The sequence below is a fragment of the Aestuariivirga sp. genome (assembly GCF_047600585.1).
Classification (GTDB): domain Bacteria; phylum Pseudomonadota; class Alphaproteobacteria; order Rhizobiales; family Aestuariivirgaceae; genus Aestuariivirga.
In genome coordinates, this window is the sequence record NZ_JASGKP010000001.1 from 829,811 (window position 1) to 844,696 (window position 14,886).

The 14,886-nt window shown below is 63.9% G+C and carries 14 protein-coding genes and 1 pseudogene; 9 read left to right on the forward strand and 6 right to left on the reverse strand.

Going from position 1 to position 14,886, the window contains the following annotated elements; all coding sequences use genetic code 11:
* Window positions 1-64 precede the first annotated feature (64 nt).
* Window positions 65-1,024, forward strand: coding sequence for a YiiG family protein (locus QM801_RS03830; RefSeq protein ID WP_415017888.1), 960 nt, complete (start codon window positions 65-67; stop codon window positions 1,022-1,024).
* A 101-nt stretch (window positions 1,025-1,125) separates the two neighbouring features.
* A complete protein-coding gene (locus QM801_RS03835) occupies window positions 1,126-2,730 on the forward strand; it encodes a hypothetical protein (protein WP_415017889.1) in 1,605 nt (534 codons plus the stop codon).
* A 10-nt stretch (window positions 2,731-2,740) separates the two neighbouring features.
* On the opposite strand, the gene QM801_RS03840 is transcribed toward QM801_RS03835, so the two are convergent.
* On the reverse strand, window positions 2,741-3,442 hold the full coding sequence (locus QM801_RS03840; RefSeq protein ID WP_415017890.1) for a hypothetical protein: 702 nt from the start codon (window positions 3,440-3,442) through the stop codon (window positions 2,741-2,743).
* Window positions 3,443-3,477: 35 nt separating this feature from the next.
* Window positions 3,478-4,209 (reverse strand): hypothetical protein, encoded by a 732-nt coding sequence (locus tag QM801_RS03845; RefSeq protein ID WP_415017891.1) that lies wholly within the window; start codon window positions 4,207-4,209, stop codon window positions 3,478-3,480.
* Window positions 4,210-4,400: 191 nt separating this feature from the next.
* On the opposite strand from QM801_RS03845, the gene QM801_RS03850 reads away from it, so the two are divergent.
* The 7 genes from QM801_RS03850 (at window position 4,401) to der (ending at window position 10,317) form a co-directional block, all read left to right on the forward strand.
* Entirely contained in the window at window positions 4,401-4,961 is a 561-nt protein-coding gene (locus QM801_RS03850) for an NnrU family protein (RefSeq protein ID WP_415017892.1), read from the forward strand.
* The gene (locus QM801_RS03855; RefSeq protein ID WP_415017893.1) at window positions 4,961-5,530 is read left to right on the forward strand and encodes an NnrU family protein; all 570 of its coding nucleotides are present in this window, start codon (window positions 4,961-4,963) and stop codon (window positions 5,528-5,530) included. The genes QM801_RS03850 and QM801_RS03855 overlap by 1 nt, the downstream gene beginning before the upstream one ends.
* Window positions 5,531-5,610: 80 nt before the next feature.
* Window positions 5,611-6,429 carry a 3-methyl-2-oxobutanoate hydroxymethyltransferase gene (gene panB / locus QM801_RS03860; RefSeq protein WP_415017894.1) on the forward strand — a complete coding sequence of 273 codons (819 nt, stop codon included), beginning with the start codon at window positions 5,611-5,613 and terminating at the stop codon, window positions 6,427-6,429.
* A gap of 93 nt (window positions 6,430-6,522) precedes the next feature.
* On the forward strand, window positions 6,523-7,875 hold the full coding sequence (locus QM801_RS03865; protein ID WP_415017895.1) for a multicopper oxidase family protein: 1,353 nt from the start codon (window positions 6,523-6,525) through the stop codon (window positions 7,873-7,875).
* 92 nt (window positions 7,876-7,967) lie between these two features.
* On the forward strand, window positions 7,968-8,624 hold the full coding sequence (locus QM801_RS03870) for a tetratricopeptide repeat protein (protein WP_415017896.1): 657 nt from the start codon (window positions 7,968-7,970) through the stop codon (window positions 8,622-8,624).
* Window positions 8,625-8,632: 8 nt separating this feature from the next.
* Window positions 8,633-8,950 (forward strand): hypothetical protein, encoded by a 318-nt coding sequence (locus QM801_RS03875; protein ID WP_415017897.1) that lies wholly within the window; start codon window positions 8,633-8,635, stop codon window positions 8,948-8,950.
* Window positions 8,950-10,317, forward strand: a complete 1,368-nt coding sequence (der, locus tag QM801_RS03880; protein WP_415017898.1) for a ribosome biogenesis GTPase Der — start codon at window positions 8,950-8,952, stop codon at window positions 10,315-10,317. Before QM801_RS03875 ends, der begins: the two co-directional genes overlap by 1 nt.
* Before the next feature lie 114 nt (window positions 10,318-10,431).
* Here the strand turns inward: der and QM801_RS03885 are convergent, their stop codons facing one another.
* The 4 genes and pseudogenes from QM801_RS03885 to radA all read right to left on the reverse strand — a co-directional run bounded on the left by QM801_RS03885 (window position 10,432) and on the right by radA (window position 14,750).
* Window positions 10,432-11,163: an SDR family NAD(P)-dependent oxidoreductase gene (locus QM801_RS03885; protein ID WP_415017899.1), complete on the reverse strand. Its 732-nt coding sequence runs from the start codon at window positions 11,161-11,163 to the stop codon at window positions 10,432-10,434.
* Between the two features lie 4 nt (window positions 11,164-11,167).
* On the reverse strand, window positions 11,168-12,628 hold the full coding sequence (purF, locus tag QM801_RS03890; RefSeq protein ID WP_415017900.1) for an amidophosphoribosyltransferase: 1,461 nt from the start codon (window positions 12,626-12,628) through the stop codon (window positions 11,168-11,170).
* Window positions 12,629-12,639: 11 nt separating this feature from the next.
* Complete coding sequence (locus QM801_RS03895) at window positions 12,640-13,296, reverse strand: CvpA family protein (RefSeq protein ID WP_415017901.1); 657 nt, start codon at window positions 13,294-13,296, stop codon at window positions 12,640-12,642.
* A 61-nt stretch (window positions 13,297-13,357) separates the two neighbouring features.
* A pseudogene (gene radA, locus QM801_RS03900) lies at window positions 13,358-14,750 on the reverse strand (DNA repair protein RadA).
* Between the last annotated feature and the right edge of the window lie 136 nt (window positions 14,751-14,886).

Below are 14,886 nucleotides of genomic sequence, written 5' to 3' on the forward strand. Positions count from 1 at the left end.
GGAAACGGCCATAGTCTGACGGCGAGGGGCGATCACGTAACCGCAGGTTCCGGCAGAGGTGACAATGCGCCCGATCGTTCCGCTTTCCCGTTCTTCGTTGTTCTTGTCCGCGAGCGTTTCGCTGCTGCTCCTTGCCATGCCGGCGGGAGCGCAAACCACCAATGATCCGGATGCCGCCGTGGGGCAGAAGCTTCAGGCGGCCATCGCCTGCATCAACCGCCTCTCCGACCGCGCCTACGAGTCCCGCTCTCGCTATGTCGATTGGGCCGGCGACAAGGCCCAGATGAAGAAGAAGCCGCGCAATGTGCTCGGCCTCTACACGATCTACGAGACCGGTGACTGCGCCAAGGGCGTCTCCGATGCCAAGGCGGTGGCGCCTGCCCAGCCGGAGATCGAGACCGCCAGCGAGGCTTACGTGAAGGCGGTGCAGGCGCTGGAGCCGCTGCTCAAGGATGCCGACGATTACTACGAGCAGGAGAATTACCGCGACGACAAGTTCGCCAAGGGCAAGGAGATGCACCCCAAGCTGCTGGCCGCCTGGGATGAATTCGGAAAGGCCGATGCCTCACTTCGCGGCATCGTCGCCAAGATCGGTGACGAGCGCCAGTTGGCCGAGCTTGCCAACGTGGAGAAGACGGAGGGCAAGAAGGCCCGCTACCACATCATGAACACCTTCCTGCAGGCGAAGACGCTCATGCATCTCGAAACCGATGTCGAGATGAAGAAGATGGACCTGCCAAAAGTGCAGCAGCAGATCGCCGCATACGAACAGGCGCTGAAGGATCTCGAAGCCTTCAATGACGGCGAGGGCGCAGGCAAGATCGACAGCTTCTACCTGAGCAGCGCCAAGGATGTGCTGGTCACCGCCAAGGGCCTGATGCGCCGCGTGCGCGACAAGGAAGGCTTCAGCGAAGGCGACCTGATGATGCTGAGCCAGCCCGGCGCAGGCTGGATGATCGAAGGCTCACAGCCGCGCCTCATCCGCGACTACAACCAGCTCGTCGACAACTACAACAGGATGTGAGCGCCGCCGATCTTTCTCCACTGCTCGTTAGGGAGGGACTTCCGGCGCAGATTTTTCTCTGTTAGCGTGGCGCGGGGGCCTTGGTCCGGAGGACTTGAGGCATGGTCGGCATCGTTGGGCGGGCGCTGTTGCAGACAGCGCGCTTTGCAGTTGTTTTCGCGAGCCTTTGGCTTGTGTTCACGGTCACTGTTGCACCACCGCAGTTGGCCTTTGCCGATGATGCGAAGGTCTGTCTCCAGCAGGGCCAGTCCTGTGGATGCCCGACCTGCGGCTGCTGCGGCACATCCTGCGGAGGAGGGCAGCCGACATGCCCCTCCGGCTTCCACCTCTATGACGACTACTGCCTGCCCGATTGCCCAGTGGGATACAGCCGTTATCCCGGCATTCCCGGCCTCTGCCTGCCACCCTGTCAGCATGGCTGCCCGGAAGGCTATGACCAGGTGCCGCTGCCGGAATGCCCCGAGAATTACGTGCGCGACCTGCGCAATCCTGACCGCTGCATTCCCGACTACGACCGCATCCGCAATCAGGACAGCTGCCCGGATGGCATGGAGTATTCCTCCGAGACGGGCCGCTGCGAATTCCAGTGCCCGGACAATTTCTATCGCGATGAAAACGGCCGCTGCACCTTCGCCTATGGCCGCGAATGCAATCAGGGCTACACGCGTGACCTGCGCACCGGAAAATGCGTGCCGCAGGGCGAATGGCCGGTGACTTACAAGTGGGTCTGCCTGCCGCAGTGTCCTCCCGGAACCTATCGCGACATCCGCTATCCCACCCGTTGCGTGCCGCCGCCGCCCACCTGCGACGAAGGCTTCACCAACGAGAACGGCCGCTGCGTACCGGTCTGCGAACCCGGAACCCAGCGCGACCGCTACGGCTATTGCGTGCCGCAGCGCTGCCCCGATGGCCAGTACCCGGATATCCGTGGCCGCTGTCGCGATCCGGAATGCCCCTACAACTACAAGCGTGACGAGAACGGCAATTGCCAGCCGCCGGAAAGCACCTGTCCGCAGGGCACCGTGAGTATCCGTGGCCAGTGCATGCCGGTCTGCGCCGACAATGAAGAGCGTGACGAGAATGGCCGTTGCGTGCCGGTCGACCAGGGCTGCCGCCAGGGTCAGGAAGAGGTGAACGGCCAGTGCGTCGACATCTGCAAGCTCGGCACCAAGCGCGATGCCAACGGCCGTTGCGTGCCGGAACGCCAAGGCTGCGCCAAGGGCACCGAGCCCTTCAAGGGCCGCTGCGTCGACATCTGCCCGCAAGGCACGAAGCGCAATGCCGATGGCCGTTGCATCACCATCCAGCGCAAGTGTCCGGAAGGCACCGTGCGCGGCAAGGATGGCAGCTGCATCGACATCCCTGACGAGCCGCTGTGTCCGAAGGGCATGCGCCCGGATGGCGAAGGTGGCTGCGAGCGCATCGGCCGGCCGGCCATTCCGCTGGGCTGCCCGGATGGCTTCTTCTACAACAAGCGCAGCCAGCAGTGTGAACGCCTGCGCCGTCCGCAGCCGCAGAACGGTCCGGATGACGGCGGTGATTTCAGCCCGAATGATCCGCCGCCGATCCGCCGCCTGAACCCGCAGATCAATCCCGAGATCCTGCAGCAGTTGATCCCGCGCAAGCGGCCCAACGTGCAGGGTGATCAGCAGGATTGTCCGGACGGCATGTTCCGCGACAAGAATGGCCGCTGCGTTCAGGGTTGAGGTATGGGGATCAGCCCTGGTCCAGTTGGGGCGGGGGGCCCTTGCCGCTGATCGCGCGCATAGGCTCGAGCCCGCTCAGGCTGTTCAGCACCTCATAGAGGAAGGTCTGCAGCAGAACCACCATGTCGGGCGCAAGGCCCTGCGGATCGCCGTTCACGAATTCGCGGAGCGAGAAGCGGCGGTTTGAAATGGCGGATGCGATGGGTGCTGCGAGGAAGGGAATGGTGAGTGCGCCTTCATTCTCCGGCCAGTTGCTCCGCACCATCATGTTGCGCACCGGAATGAAGAGATCGATGCCCTTTTCCTCGCGGAGTGCATAGGCTGCCTTCAGCGAGGTGAAGCTGTTGTCGACGATGAAGAAGACGAAAACCCGGTAGCCCGTCTTCTTGCACTCGGCGAAGAAGTCGAGATCGCGGGCCGCCTGGAAAAATCGCTCGGTGTGGCGGGCCGGAAGATCGATCACGTAGTCCCGGCCCGGCGAGGCAAGGATGGTATCGAACAGCTTCATCTGCCCGCGGATGGCGGCAAAGTCGGCGAGCGCCGTGCGCCCCGGAAAGAACGAGCGCAGCGGCCCATCGGGCGCATCCGTGTCGATGCAGAAGGGATCGCGCCCGTCGAGCACAAGAAAATCCACCAGCACCCGCGCCAGCAAAGTCTTGCCGTTGCGGTGCTGGTCGGAACAGACGACGTGAACCGTGGGGCTTGTCGCCACGTCGGTTGCCTCTCAGGTCACGAAAGCGAAGGGTGTCAACGGGCGCCCGTCAGCACATCCTGCAGCATCTTCACGTGCTGGAATTCGCTGTCGATCTCGGCGCACCACTTGCGCACGTAGCCGCGCAGCACGAAGGAGAACTTGCCCTGGCTGCCGTCGGCGGCGCGGTTGTCGACGAAATCCTTGAAGGTCACGCCAGCCACGTCCACCTGCTCGTAGGCCATTTCGTTGAGCTTCGGCAGGTTGATTTCCTGCGTCTTGGCGATCTGCGAGAAGTACTTGCGGTAGGTCGCTTCGTCCCACTCGAAGAAGTTCGTCTCGTTGATGAAGTTGCGCGCCACGACGTATTCGATGCCGGTCAGGTACTTCGCGATCTCGCCGATTTCATCGAGCGAGGCGATTGAGGGTCCGACCACGTGGAAGAGGCCGAGGTTGAACATGCCGTTGCGGGCCGCTTCGAGAACGCCGATGCGCTCGAAGAGATCGAGCGAGTAGGAGAGGTTGCCGGCCTTCAGGTCGACGACGGTCACGGGCACGTTCGCCGTTTCCATGGTGTCGAGGATGCGCATCTGGTGCGCAACGTTTCCGAGGTCCACGATTTCGGTGATGGAGGGATAGAAGCGATGCAGAGAACCGCGCGGATTTTCCGTGTCGAAGGCGCGCGCCAAGATGTTCTTGCGGGCAAAATAGTCGAGAAGTGCCCGCGACACCGTGGTCTTGCCGACCCCGCCCTTGTCGGCACCCACCAGGATAAGTGTTGGCTTCATGTCCTTAAACCCCTGAAATCACATTGTTCTTTGATTCACGTTCCCGTGTGATCGAATGTCCCATTATCACGCTCCCCCCGATGAGTACATGTGGTAATTGCGATCCGTCGCAGTATTCGAAAGGGGTTGTGCCATTTTCGTGGCAAAGCTTTTGAGGCAAAATCTGCGCATAATTCATGGAGTTGGACGAGATGGGAAAGTTGTGGCTGGGCGTGGTTCTGTTCGTGGGACCGCATCTGTTCTCGACGTTGCTGCCGGGCCTGCGCGACCAGCTGAAGGAAATATTCCGCCCAGGACCATGGCGCGGGCTCTACTCGGTGATCACCCTCATCGGCCTTGTGCTGCTGATCATGGCCTACCGTGATCCCGCCACCGCCGCGAACCTCTATGACCCTGCGCCCTGGGCCAAGCACGCCACCATGCTGCTCGTTCTCATCGGTTTCATCCTGATCGCTGCCTCGCATGGCAAGGGCTATATCAAGAAATTCGTGAAGCACCCCATGTCGCTGGGCGTGGCCTTCTGGTCCGTGGGCCATCTCCTCGCCAATGGCGAGACGTCGGTTGTGGTGATCTTCGCATCGCTCCTTGCGATTGCGCTCTTCGACATCGTCTTCAGCCTGGCCCGCGGCAAGGTGGCAGTGTTTGAACCGCGCCTCAGGTCTGATATCACCGCAGTCGTCGGCGGAGCGCTGGTCTACGGCGTTCTGCTCTTCGGCTTCCATCCTTATGTCTTGCAGGTTCCTGTCGTCTGATGTTGCTCCTTATCGTTCTCCTGATCCTCTTCACTGCCGTTCACGTCATCCCCGCCATTCCGCGCGCCAAGGCGGCAGCGAAGGGCGCTCTCGGCAAGGCCTATGGGGCGGTGTACGGCATCGCCACGCTCGTGCTGCTGGCAGCCTGCATCTGGGCCATGCGGAACGCCGGCGGCGGCGATTTCTATGTTCCGCCGGAGTGGGGCAGGCACGCCAATTTCCTCTTCACGCTGATCGCCTTCATCTTCGTCGGCATCTTCCTTGCGCGCGGCTCGTGGCGGAACACGCTGCGCTATCCCATGGCGATTGCCGTGCTGTTCTGGGCGGCGGGCCATGTCATGGCCAATGGCGAGGTGCGGACCGTCACCTTCATCGTCGGGCTTGCCTTTGCCGCCTTGCTGCATGCCTTCCTCGCTTCGCGCCTCACGGTGCGGGAACCGAGCGTGGAACGACAGGGCCACAATTTCATGTCGGTGATCTTCGGCGTGGCGCTCTATGCGCTGATGACCCAGCTCCATGGCGCCATCATCGGCGTGCCGGTGCTCGATATCTCGAGTTTCGCCCAGTAAGTCCCTCCATTAACGACTGTGGCGAATTCGCTGGGGCCGCCTTGCCGGGGCCGCGCCTGGCGGGGTAAGTATTGACGATCATGTCCCAGCATACGCCGCAGAAGCGCACCACCGCCCCCGACATCCGCGCCCGCAAGGGCGGGGCGCCCATCGTGGCGCTCACCTCCTATCACGCCCACACCGCCGCCATTGCCGACAAGCATGTGGATTTCCTGCTGGTGGGCGACAGCCTCGGCATGGTGATGCACGGCTTTGAATCGACCTTGCCGGTGCCGCTCGATCTGATGATCATGCACGGCCGCGCCGTCATGCGGGGTGCCCGGAAATCGCTCGTGGTGGTCGACATGCCCTTCGGCTCCTACGAGGAAAGCCCGGCACAGGCCTTCCGCAATGCCGCCCGCGTGGTCAAGGAAACCGAGTGCGGTGCCATCAAGCTCGAGGGCGGCAAGCGCATGGCGGAGACGATCCGCTTCCTCACCGAGCGTGGCATCCCCGTGATGGCGCATGTGGGCCTCACGCCGCAGTCGATCAATGTGCTGGGCGCCTTCAAGGCGCAGGGGCGCAAGGTGGAGGAGTGGGCGGCAATCGAGGAAGACGCCCGCGTGGTGGCAGAAGCCGGCGCCTTCTCCGTTGTGCTGGAGGCGATTGCCGAACCGCTGGCGGCGAAGATCACCAAGCAGGTTTCCATCCCCACGATCGGCATCGGCGCGTCTGCCTCCTGCGACGGACAAATCCTCGTGATGGAAGACATGCTCGGCCTCTCGCCGCGCGTGGCCCGCTTCGTGAAGGAATTCGGCAAGATCGGCGAAGCCATTGACCGCGCCATCGGAATGTATGCGGAGGATGTGCGGACGCGCGCCTTCCCGGGTCCCGACAACACCTACGGCGTCAAGGAGTAGGCGCAACGCCTCATCCACAAAAAGCCGAGAATCAGACTATGCTCGGCGATCATGACAAGGTGGCGTCCCAACCGTCGGCGGGTAATGGCAGCCATGGCTTCTGCTGGCCTGTTGGCGCGCGGCGTCAGGGCGGAGGAGGCACTGCCTATTCCGCCGGCCGGCCCCTTCCTCTCCGCTGAAAAGACCAAGCGCTTCCTCATGGGCCGCGAGATCGCGCCCACCGATATCTGGTTCTTCCGCACCGAAGGCAAGCTGCCGGTGCTGCGGGCAAAGCAGGGGCAGGAGTATCGCCTCCGCTTCAACAACAAGCTGGAAGAAGAGATCTGGCTTCATCTGTTCGGCGTGCGCGGCGGCTATGAGATGATGACCGTGCCGGTGCAGCCGGGTGACGCGAACGCCACGGATATCGTCTTCACGCCACCTGATGCCGGCACCTTCTGGTTCGGGCCACTGGTCAATGCCTCGCGCCAGCGCGACATGGGGCTCTCGGGCATGCTCATCGTCGAAGAGGCGAACCCGCCTGTCGCCTTCGCCGATGTACCGCTCATCTTCGATGACTGGATCCTCGACGACCAGGGCAAGATGGACCAGTCCTTCGGCAATCTCGAAGCGGCGATCGGGCGGGGCAGGCCCGGCAACTGGTTCACCGTGAACGGCACCTACCGCCCTCAATATGCGGTGGAGCGGAGCAAGCCCACGCGGCTCCGGCTCCTCAATGTCTGCAACAGCCGCACCCTCACGCTGCAGCTCCGCAATGTCGATGTGCTGATCATCGCCGAGGACGGCCAGCCCGTGACGCCGCGGCCGCCCGGCCTCGACCCGCTCACGCTGGCACCCGGCCAGCGGCTCGACATGCTGGTCGTCACCATACTCGATCAGGCCATCATCTCCCTCGACCTCGGGCAGGACGTGGTCGAAGCGGTTTACCTCATGGGGCAGGGGGAGGCCGGAGCCGCTCTGCAGGATGATTTCAGGCTTCCCGACAATCCGCTTCCGGCCGTGCCTGCAGGCGAACCCCGGGTGGTGCCGCTCCTGCTCGCCGGGGGCGAGAACGGCGGCCTCAAGAGCGCCCGGGTTGGCGAACTCACCCTCGAACTCCGGCAGCTGCTGGAAAAGGGCCTGGCCTGGTCCATGAACGGTGTGGCGGGCCTCGGTGGCCCCTTCATCTTTGAGGCCAGGAAGGGGGAGGCCATCGCCCTCGATGTCCAGAACACCACGGCTTTCCCCCAGCCGCTCAACATCCACGGCCATGTCTGGAAGGTCGTGGAGCGGGACGGCCAGCCCGTCGAAGGCGAAGGCTGGGGCGATACGGCGGTGATCCCCGAGAAAAGCCGAGCGAAGCTCCTTCTGGTGGCCGACAACCCCGGTCCCTGGGCCATCCAGAGCCTGATTGCCGAGCGTTCGGATGCGGGCCTGATCGGGGCCTTCCGGGTCGCGGAGGCTTGAGGGCCGGGGGACCCGCGGGGCCGATATGCCTTGATTTGGCCGCCTGCCTCGGATAGGCCCCCAACCAACTGCGGCGAAGCCAGGATACGATCGTGTCAGATAAATCACTGATCCGGGAAGTGGACGAAGAAGTCCGCGCGGATGAATACAAGAAGATTTGGAACCGTTACGGCAATGTCTTCACCGGCCTTGCGGTGGCGGTTGTTGCGGCGGTCGCCGCCTTCAAGGGCTGGCAGTACTATCAGCAGACCCAGTCCGAGGCGGCCGCGGTCGTCTATTCCGCCGCCCTGAAGCAGGCCGGCGATGGCAAGTTCGATGACGCGCTCGCCGCCCTCAAGGCCGTGAACCATTCCGGATACACGCAGCTTGCCCGTCTGGAGGAAGCTGCCGTGTTCGCGCAGAAGGGCGATCCCGAGAAGGCGGTTGCCGCCTATGACGCCATTGCGGCGGATGCCACCATCGATCCGCTCTTCGCCAACCTCGCCCGCATCCGTGCTGCCTACCTGCTCGTCGACACCGCCAAGCCGGACGACCTGAAGGCCCGCGTCGGCCAGTTCGACAAGGATGGCAACATCTGGCGCAACCAGGCCCGCGAAGTGCTGGGCCTCGCCGCCTGGCGTGCCGGCGACTATCTCACCGCCGACCGTTATATGAACATGATCTTCTCCGATCCTGACACGGCACCCGCCATGCGCCAGCGCGCCCAGGTCATGGTGCAGCTCATTGCGCCCAACCTGCCCAAGTCGTGAGGCCCACCATGAACCGCCGGTCACTGCTGTCATTGCTTGCTGTTTCCGCCGTGCTTGGCGGTTGCAGCTCCTTCAAGAAGCTCACCGGCCAGACCAACGACACCGTTCTTCCGGGCCAGCGCGAGGACATCCTGACGCCTGACCAGTACACGGCGAAGAGCGAGGACCTCAATCCGCCGGCTGCCGGCACCACGCCGCCGCCCGCCCCTGCGCCCGTGCAGCAGCAGACCACGCAGCCCGCTACGGCCTGCGACCCGAACGCTGACCCTGACTGCGTGCCGCCGGCCAAGAAGCCGGTCAACAAAGGCATCTTCAACGACGGCTGATGACTTTCACCGTTGCCATTCTGGGCCGGCCCAACGTCGGCAAGTCCACGCTGTTCAACCGACTGGTTGGGCAGAAGATCGCCATTGTTGACGACACGCCGGGCGTCACCCGCGACCGCCGCGAAGGCGAGGCGCGCATTGCCGATCTGCACTTCCGTCTCTTTGATACCGCGGGTCTCGATGATGCTGCGAAGGGCTCACTCGCCCAGCGCATGAGCGCCCAGAGCATGGATGCCGCGAAACTCGCCGACGTGATCCTGCTGGTCATGGATGCGCGCGCCGGCGTCACCCCCACCGACCGTGAATTCGCCCAGCGCGTGCGCAAGCTCGGAAAGCCCGTGCTGCTCGTCGGCAACAAGGCGGAGTCGAAGGCGGCACTGCCGGGGCTCGGCGAAGCGCACAGCCTCGGATTCGGTGAACCCATCGCCATTTCGGCGGAACATGCCGAGGGCCTCGATGGCCTCTATGAAGCGCTGGCGCCCTTCGCGAAGAAGCAGTCCCATGACGACGCGGAAGAAGAGCAAGATGCGGAAGACGAAGAGGGCGAGAACCCGAAGCGTCCGCTGAAGCTTGCCATCATCGGCCAGCCCAATGCCGGCAAGTCAACGCTGGTCAACGCCATGCTGGGTGAAGAGCGGATGCTCACCGGGCCGGAAGCGGGCATCACACGTGATGCCATCGTCAATGACTGGTCGTGGAAGGGCCGCGAGATCAAGCTGTGGGACACGGCCGGTATCCGCCGCAAGTCGCGGGTGCAGGCGAAGGTCGAGAAGCTCTCGGTCGCCGATGCGCTCCGCGCCATCCGCTTTGCCGAATGCGTAGTCGTGCTCATCGATGCCACGCTGCCCATCGAGCGCCAGGACCTGACGCTCTGTGATCTGGTGGCGCGCGAAGGCCGCGCCGTGGTGCTGGCGCTCTCCAAGTGGGATGCAGTCGAGGACAAGACCGGCACGCTCCGCGAAGTGAACAGCAAGATGGAAGACGTGCTGCCGGAAATCCGCGGCGTGCCCGTCGTCACGCTCTCGGCCATGCAGGGGCGCGGCATCGACAAGCTGATGAAGGCGGTGTTCGATGCCGACCGCCGCTGGAACATCCGCATCACCACCAGCAAGCTGAACCGCTGGCTGGAAGGGGCGCTGGAACGGAATGCGCCGCCTGCACCGTCGGGCCGCCGCATCAAGATTCGTTACGCCACCCAGGCGAATGCCCGCCCGCCGACCTTTGCCATCTTCGGCAACCAGTTGAACAAGCTGCCGGAAAGCTACCTGCGCTATCTCATGAACGGGCTGCGCGCCGACTTCGGCCTCGATGGCGTGCCGATCCGCTTCTCGCTGCGCGGCGGCAAGAATCCTTACGAAGAAAAATAGATCAGCGCATCGTGCGAGCAAGTGGACACCACTTGCGAAGCGAAAGATGCGCCAAGCCAATTTTCTGGCGCAACTTTCCTCTCTCAAATCGTTCCGATTTGATCGTCCGTTGCGCTAGAACTGTTTGAAGAGGCCCTTGGGGTCGTACTTCCAGACGCCACCGTTGTCGGTGAAGTCGGGCAGGCACATGGCCACCATCTGGGCCGAGACCTCTTCCGGTGTCGGCAGCGTCAGCGGGTCTTCGCCGGGCATGGCGGTGGCGCGCATCTTGGTGCGGGTGGCGCCGGGCGAGAAGCAGTTGGTGCGCACGTTGGTGGTGGCCATCTCGCCCGCATAGGTGCGCATGATCGCCTCAAGTCCCGCCTTGCCGACGGAATAGGCGCCCCAATAGGGCGTGCACTTGAAGGCAAGGCCGGAAGTGACGAAGATCACGCGGGCCCACTCGGCGCTGCGGAAGAGGGGATCGAGCGAGCGCACGAAACGGTAATTCGAGGTGATGTTGACCTCGATGGCTTCCGTCCAGACCTTGGGATCAAGATGGGCGAGCGGCGTGAGCTTGCCGAGGGCGCCGGCATTGCCGATGAAGATGTCGAGCTTCTTCCAGCGTTCGAAGATGGCAGCGCCCAGGCGGTCGATGCCGTCGTAGTCGCGCACGTCGAGCGGCACGAGCGTGGCGCTGGAACCTGCGGCGCGCACCGCGTCATCCAGTTCCTCGAGCCCGCCTTGCGTGCGGGCGGTGGCGATGATGTGGGCGCCTTCCCTGGCGAGGTGAACGGCGGTCTCGAAACCAATGCCGCGCGATGCGCCGGTGATCAGGGCGATCTTGCCTTCAAGTCTCTTCGTCATCGGATCAGCCTGCTTCGGCCAGGAGCGACAGCTGCTGCTTGGCGCTTTCGCCCACGTGATCGGTCAGGTGGGTTGGATATTCGCCGGTGAAGCAGTGATCGGTGAATTGCGGGTGGGCATTGTTGCGGCCCTCGAAACCCACCGAGCGGTAAATGCCGTCGACGCTGATGAAGGCCAGCGACTTCACGCCGATATAGTCCCGCATTTCTTCCAGCGTATGGGTGGCGGCGAGCAGCGATTTTTCCTCCGGCGTGTCGATGCCGTAGAAATCCGGGTGCTTGATCGGCGGACTTGCGATCCGCATGTGCACTTCCTTGGCGCCGGCCTCGTACATCATGCGCACGATCTTCACCGAGGTGGTGCCGCGCACGATGCTGTCGTCGATGAGGACGATGCGCTTGCCCTCGACGATGGCGCGGTTGGCATTGTGCTTCAGCTTCACGCCGAGCGAACGGATGGTCTGGGTGGGTTCGATGAAGGTGCGGCCCACATAGTGGTTGCGGATGATGCCAAGCTCGAAGGGAATGTTGAGCTGCTGGGCATAGCCCAGCGCCGCGGGGACGCCTGAGTCCGGAATGGGAACCACCACATCGACGTCGGCAGGTGCTTCCAGGGCAAGCTGACGGCCCGTCTTCTTGCGCACGTCATAGACCGAACGGCCGCCCAGCACGGAGTCGGGGCGCGAAAAGTAGATGTATTCGAAGATGCAGGGGCGGGCTGGCTGGCGCGGGAAGGGCCAGTGGCTCTCCACGCCGTCTTCCGAGATCACCACCACTTCGCCGTTTTCGATCTCGCGGACGAAGCGGGCGCCGATGATGTCCAGCGCACAGGTTTCGGAGCAGAGGATGTAGGAGCCGTTCAGTTCGCCCAGCATGAGCGGGCGGATGCCGAGCGGATCACGCGCGCCGATCAGCTTCTTGTTGGTGAGCGTGACCAATGCATAGGCGCCTTCGAGGCTGCGCAGCGTGTCGATGTAGCGCTCGATGATCTTGTTGCGCTGGGAGCGCGCCACGAGATGCAGGATCACCTCCGTGTCGGAGGTGGACTGGCAGATGGCGCCCTGCGCGATCAGCTGGCGGCGGAGCGTGAGGCCGTTGGTGAGGTTGCCGTTGTGGGCAACGGCAAGGCCGCCTGCCGCGAGTTCCGCAAAGAGCGGCTGCACGTTGCGCAGGATGGGCGCACCCGTGGTCGAGTAGCGCACGTGGCCTACGGCGGCATAGCCCTTGAGGCGATCGATCACGTTCTGCGACGAGAAGTGGTCGCCGACGAGGCCCATGCGGCGCTCGGCGTGGAAGCGCGATCCGTCGAAGGAGACGATGCCTGCCGCTTCCTGTCCGCGGTGCTGCAGGGCGTGCAGGCCGAGTGCCGTCAGTGCTGCGGCATCGGGATGGCCGAAAATGCCGAACACCCCGCATTCCTCGCGGAGTGTGTCGCCGTCCAGGTCAAGTTCGTCATGGGGCATCATCTGCTGTGATCTCACTGGCTCGAGCCGCTGCCGCCCATGGCGGGCGGGTTGGTGGTGCCATCGATCAGGTTGTCGAGTCCCTGCTGCTGGCCATTGTTGAGGGTGCTGCCCTGGTCGGTGCCGTTGGGCGTCACCGGGGCTTCGGGATTGGTGGGGAGTGCCGTCTTGCTCAGCGTGTCGGCGATGTCGGGTGGCATGAGACTGATGAGCAGGTTGCTCACCGTCTGGATCAGCGGCAGCGTCTGGGCATTGCGGATCCAGTCCTCATGCTTCTCGGGCGGGTTGGCCCAGGAGTAGAACATGTAGGCGATGGAGACGAGTACGAGGCCGCGGGCGATGCCGTAGATGAAGCCCAGGGTGCGGTCGAAGGCGCCGACCGAGGACTCGATCACCGTGTCGGAAATCTTGACGCTGATCACCGAGACCACGATCAGCACGATCAGGAAGGCGACGGCGGCAATGATCGCCTGGGCGATCTTGTCGTTGTTCACGTAGGGCATCACCAGGTCGAAGCCCGGCTTCTTCTGGAAGGCGAACCACGCGGCCACCGCGGCGAGCCCCCAGGAAACGAGCGACAGCACCTCGCGGGTGAAGCCGCGCATCAGGGCCAGAAGCCCTGAAATCAGCATGATTCCGAGAAGAATAATATCGAGGACCTGAAAAGGCATGTGCCGCATTCCTGGAGGGTGGGAAATCGGGCCCCCTTATAGTGGCTAACCGCATGCTGCGCTATGCGATTCTCCGTAATCCCTTTGAGCGGGAAGCAACCCACGCAACGAGGTCGGCAATGGTGTTCATCTGCCGTGTGGATAACCCGTTCGGCGCTTTCGCTTCGCCCTGCGCGGCGATGACGGCATCGCTCAAACCGAGCTTCTGGGCCTCCTTCAGGCGTGATTCGGTCTGGCCCACTGGGCGGATGTTTCCGGAGAGGGCAATCTCCCCAAAGAGCACCGTGCCGTGTGGAATGATCGTGTCCGACAGCGAGGAGAGCAGGGCGGCTGCAACGGCGAGGTCTGCCGCCGGCTCCTTGAGCCTGAGACCGCCCGCGACGTTAAGGTAAACGTCGTGCTGGCCGAGCGAGACGCCGGCCCGCGCATCGAGCACGGCGAGAATCATCGCGAGGCGAGTTCGAATCCCAGCCCACGGCGGTGCGCCGCGGTGTGCCGAGCGGCGAGGGCGAGACCAGCGCCTGCACTTCGACGAGGAGCGGACGGGTTCCCTCCATCCCTGCGAACACGGCCGTGCCGGGCGAGGGACGTTCGTCGGTGCCCATGAACAGGCGCGACGGGTTGGTGACTTCGCGCAAGCCGCCGTCCGACATTTCGAAGACGCCGATTTCGTCGGTGGGTCCGAAGCGGTTCTTCACCGCCCGCAGGATGCGGAACTGGTGGCCGCGGTCACCCTCGAAGTAGAGCACCGCGTCGACAAGATGCTCCACCACCTTGGGGCCGGCGATCTGGCCGTCCTTGGTGACGTGGCCGACGAGCAGCACGCAGGCGCCCTTCTGCTTGGCGAAGCGCACCAGCGCCTCCGAGCCCGCCTTCAATTGCGAGACCGTGCCGGGGGCCGCCTCGATCACCGGCGACCACAGGGTCTGGATCGAGTCTATCACCACGATCGTTGGCACCGCATCTTCGCTCAGCGTGGCGATGATGTCGGAGGTATTGGTTTCCGCAGCCAGCAGGACGGGGGACTTCTCGAGGCCGAGCCGCTGCGCCCGCAGGCGCACCTGGGCAATGGCTTCCTCGCCCGAGACATAGACCACGCGCTCGCCGCGCCGCGCCAGCGAGGCCAGCGCCTGCAGGAGCAGGGTGGACTTGCCGATGCCGGGGTCACCGCCGATCAGCACGGCCGAACCCGGCACGAAGCCGCCGCCCGCCACCCGGTCCAGTTCGGAGATGCCCGTTTCGATGCGGGGCGGGTTTGCCGATTCCCCTTCCAGCGGCACGAGGCGTCCGGCCCGGCCCTTCGGCAGCGCTTGGCCCTTGGCACCGGAGGCAGGCGCCTCACGCGCCTCTTCGACGATCGAGTTCCAGGCGCCGCAGCCGTCGCAGCGGCCGGTCCATTTGGAGTGGGAGGTCCCGCAGGACTGACAAACGAAGTGGGAATTTGCTTTGGCCATCGCCGCCCCATACCACGGAACAGACCGGGAACGCAAGATATCTCAACTCTCGGGCGAGCCGCTCTTGCTTGACCCCGGAGTTTTTTGGCGCTTGTGTTGCAGTCATACTGGCACCACGTCAGTTCAAACAATGCGT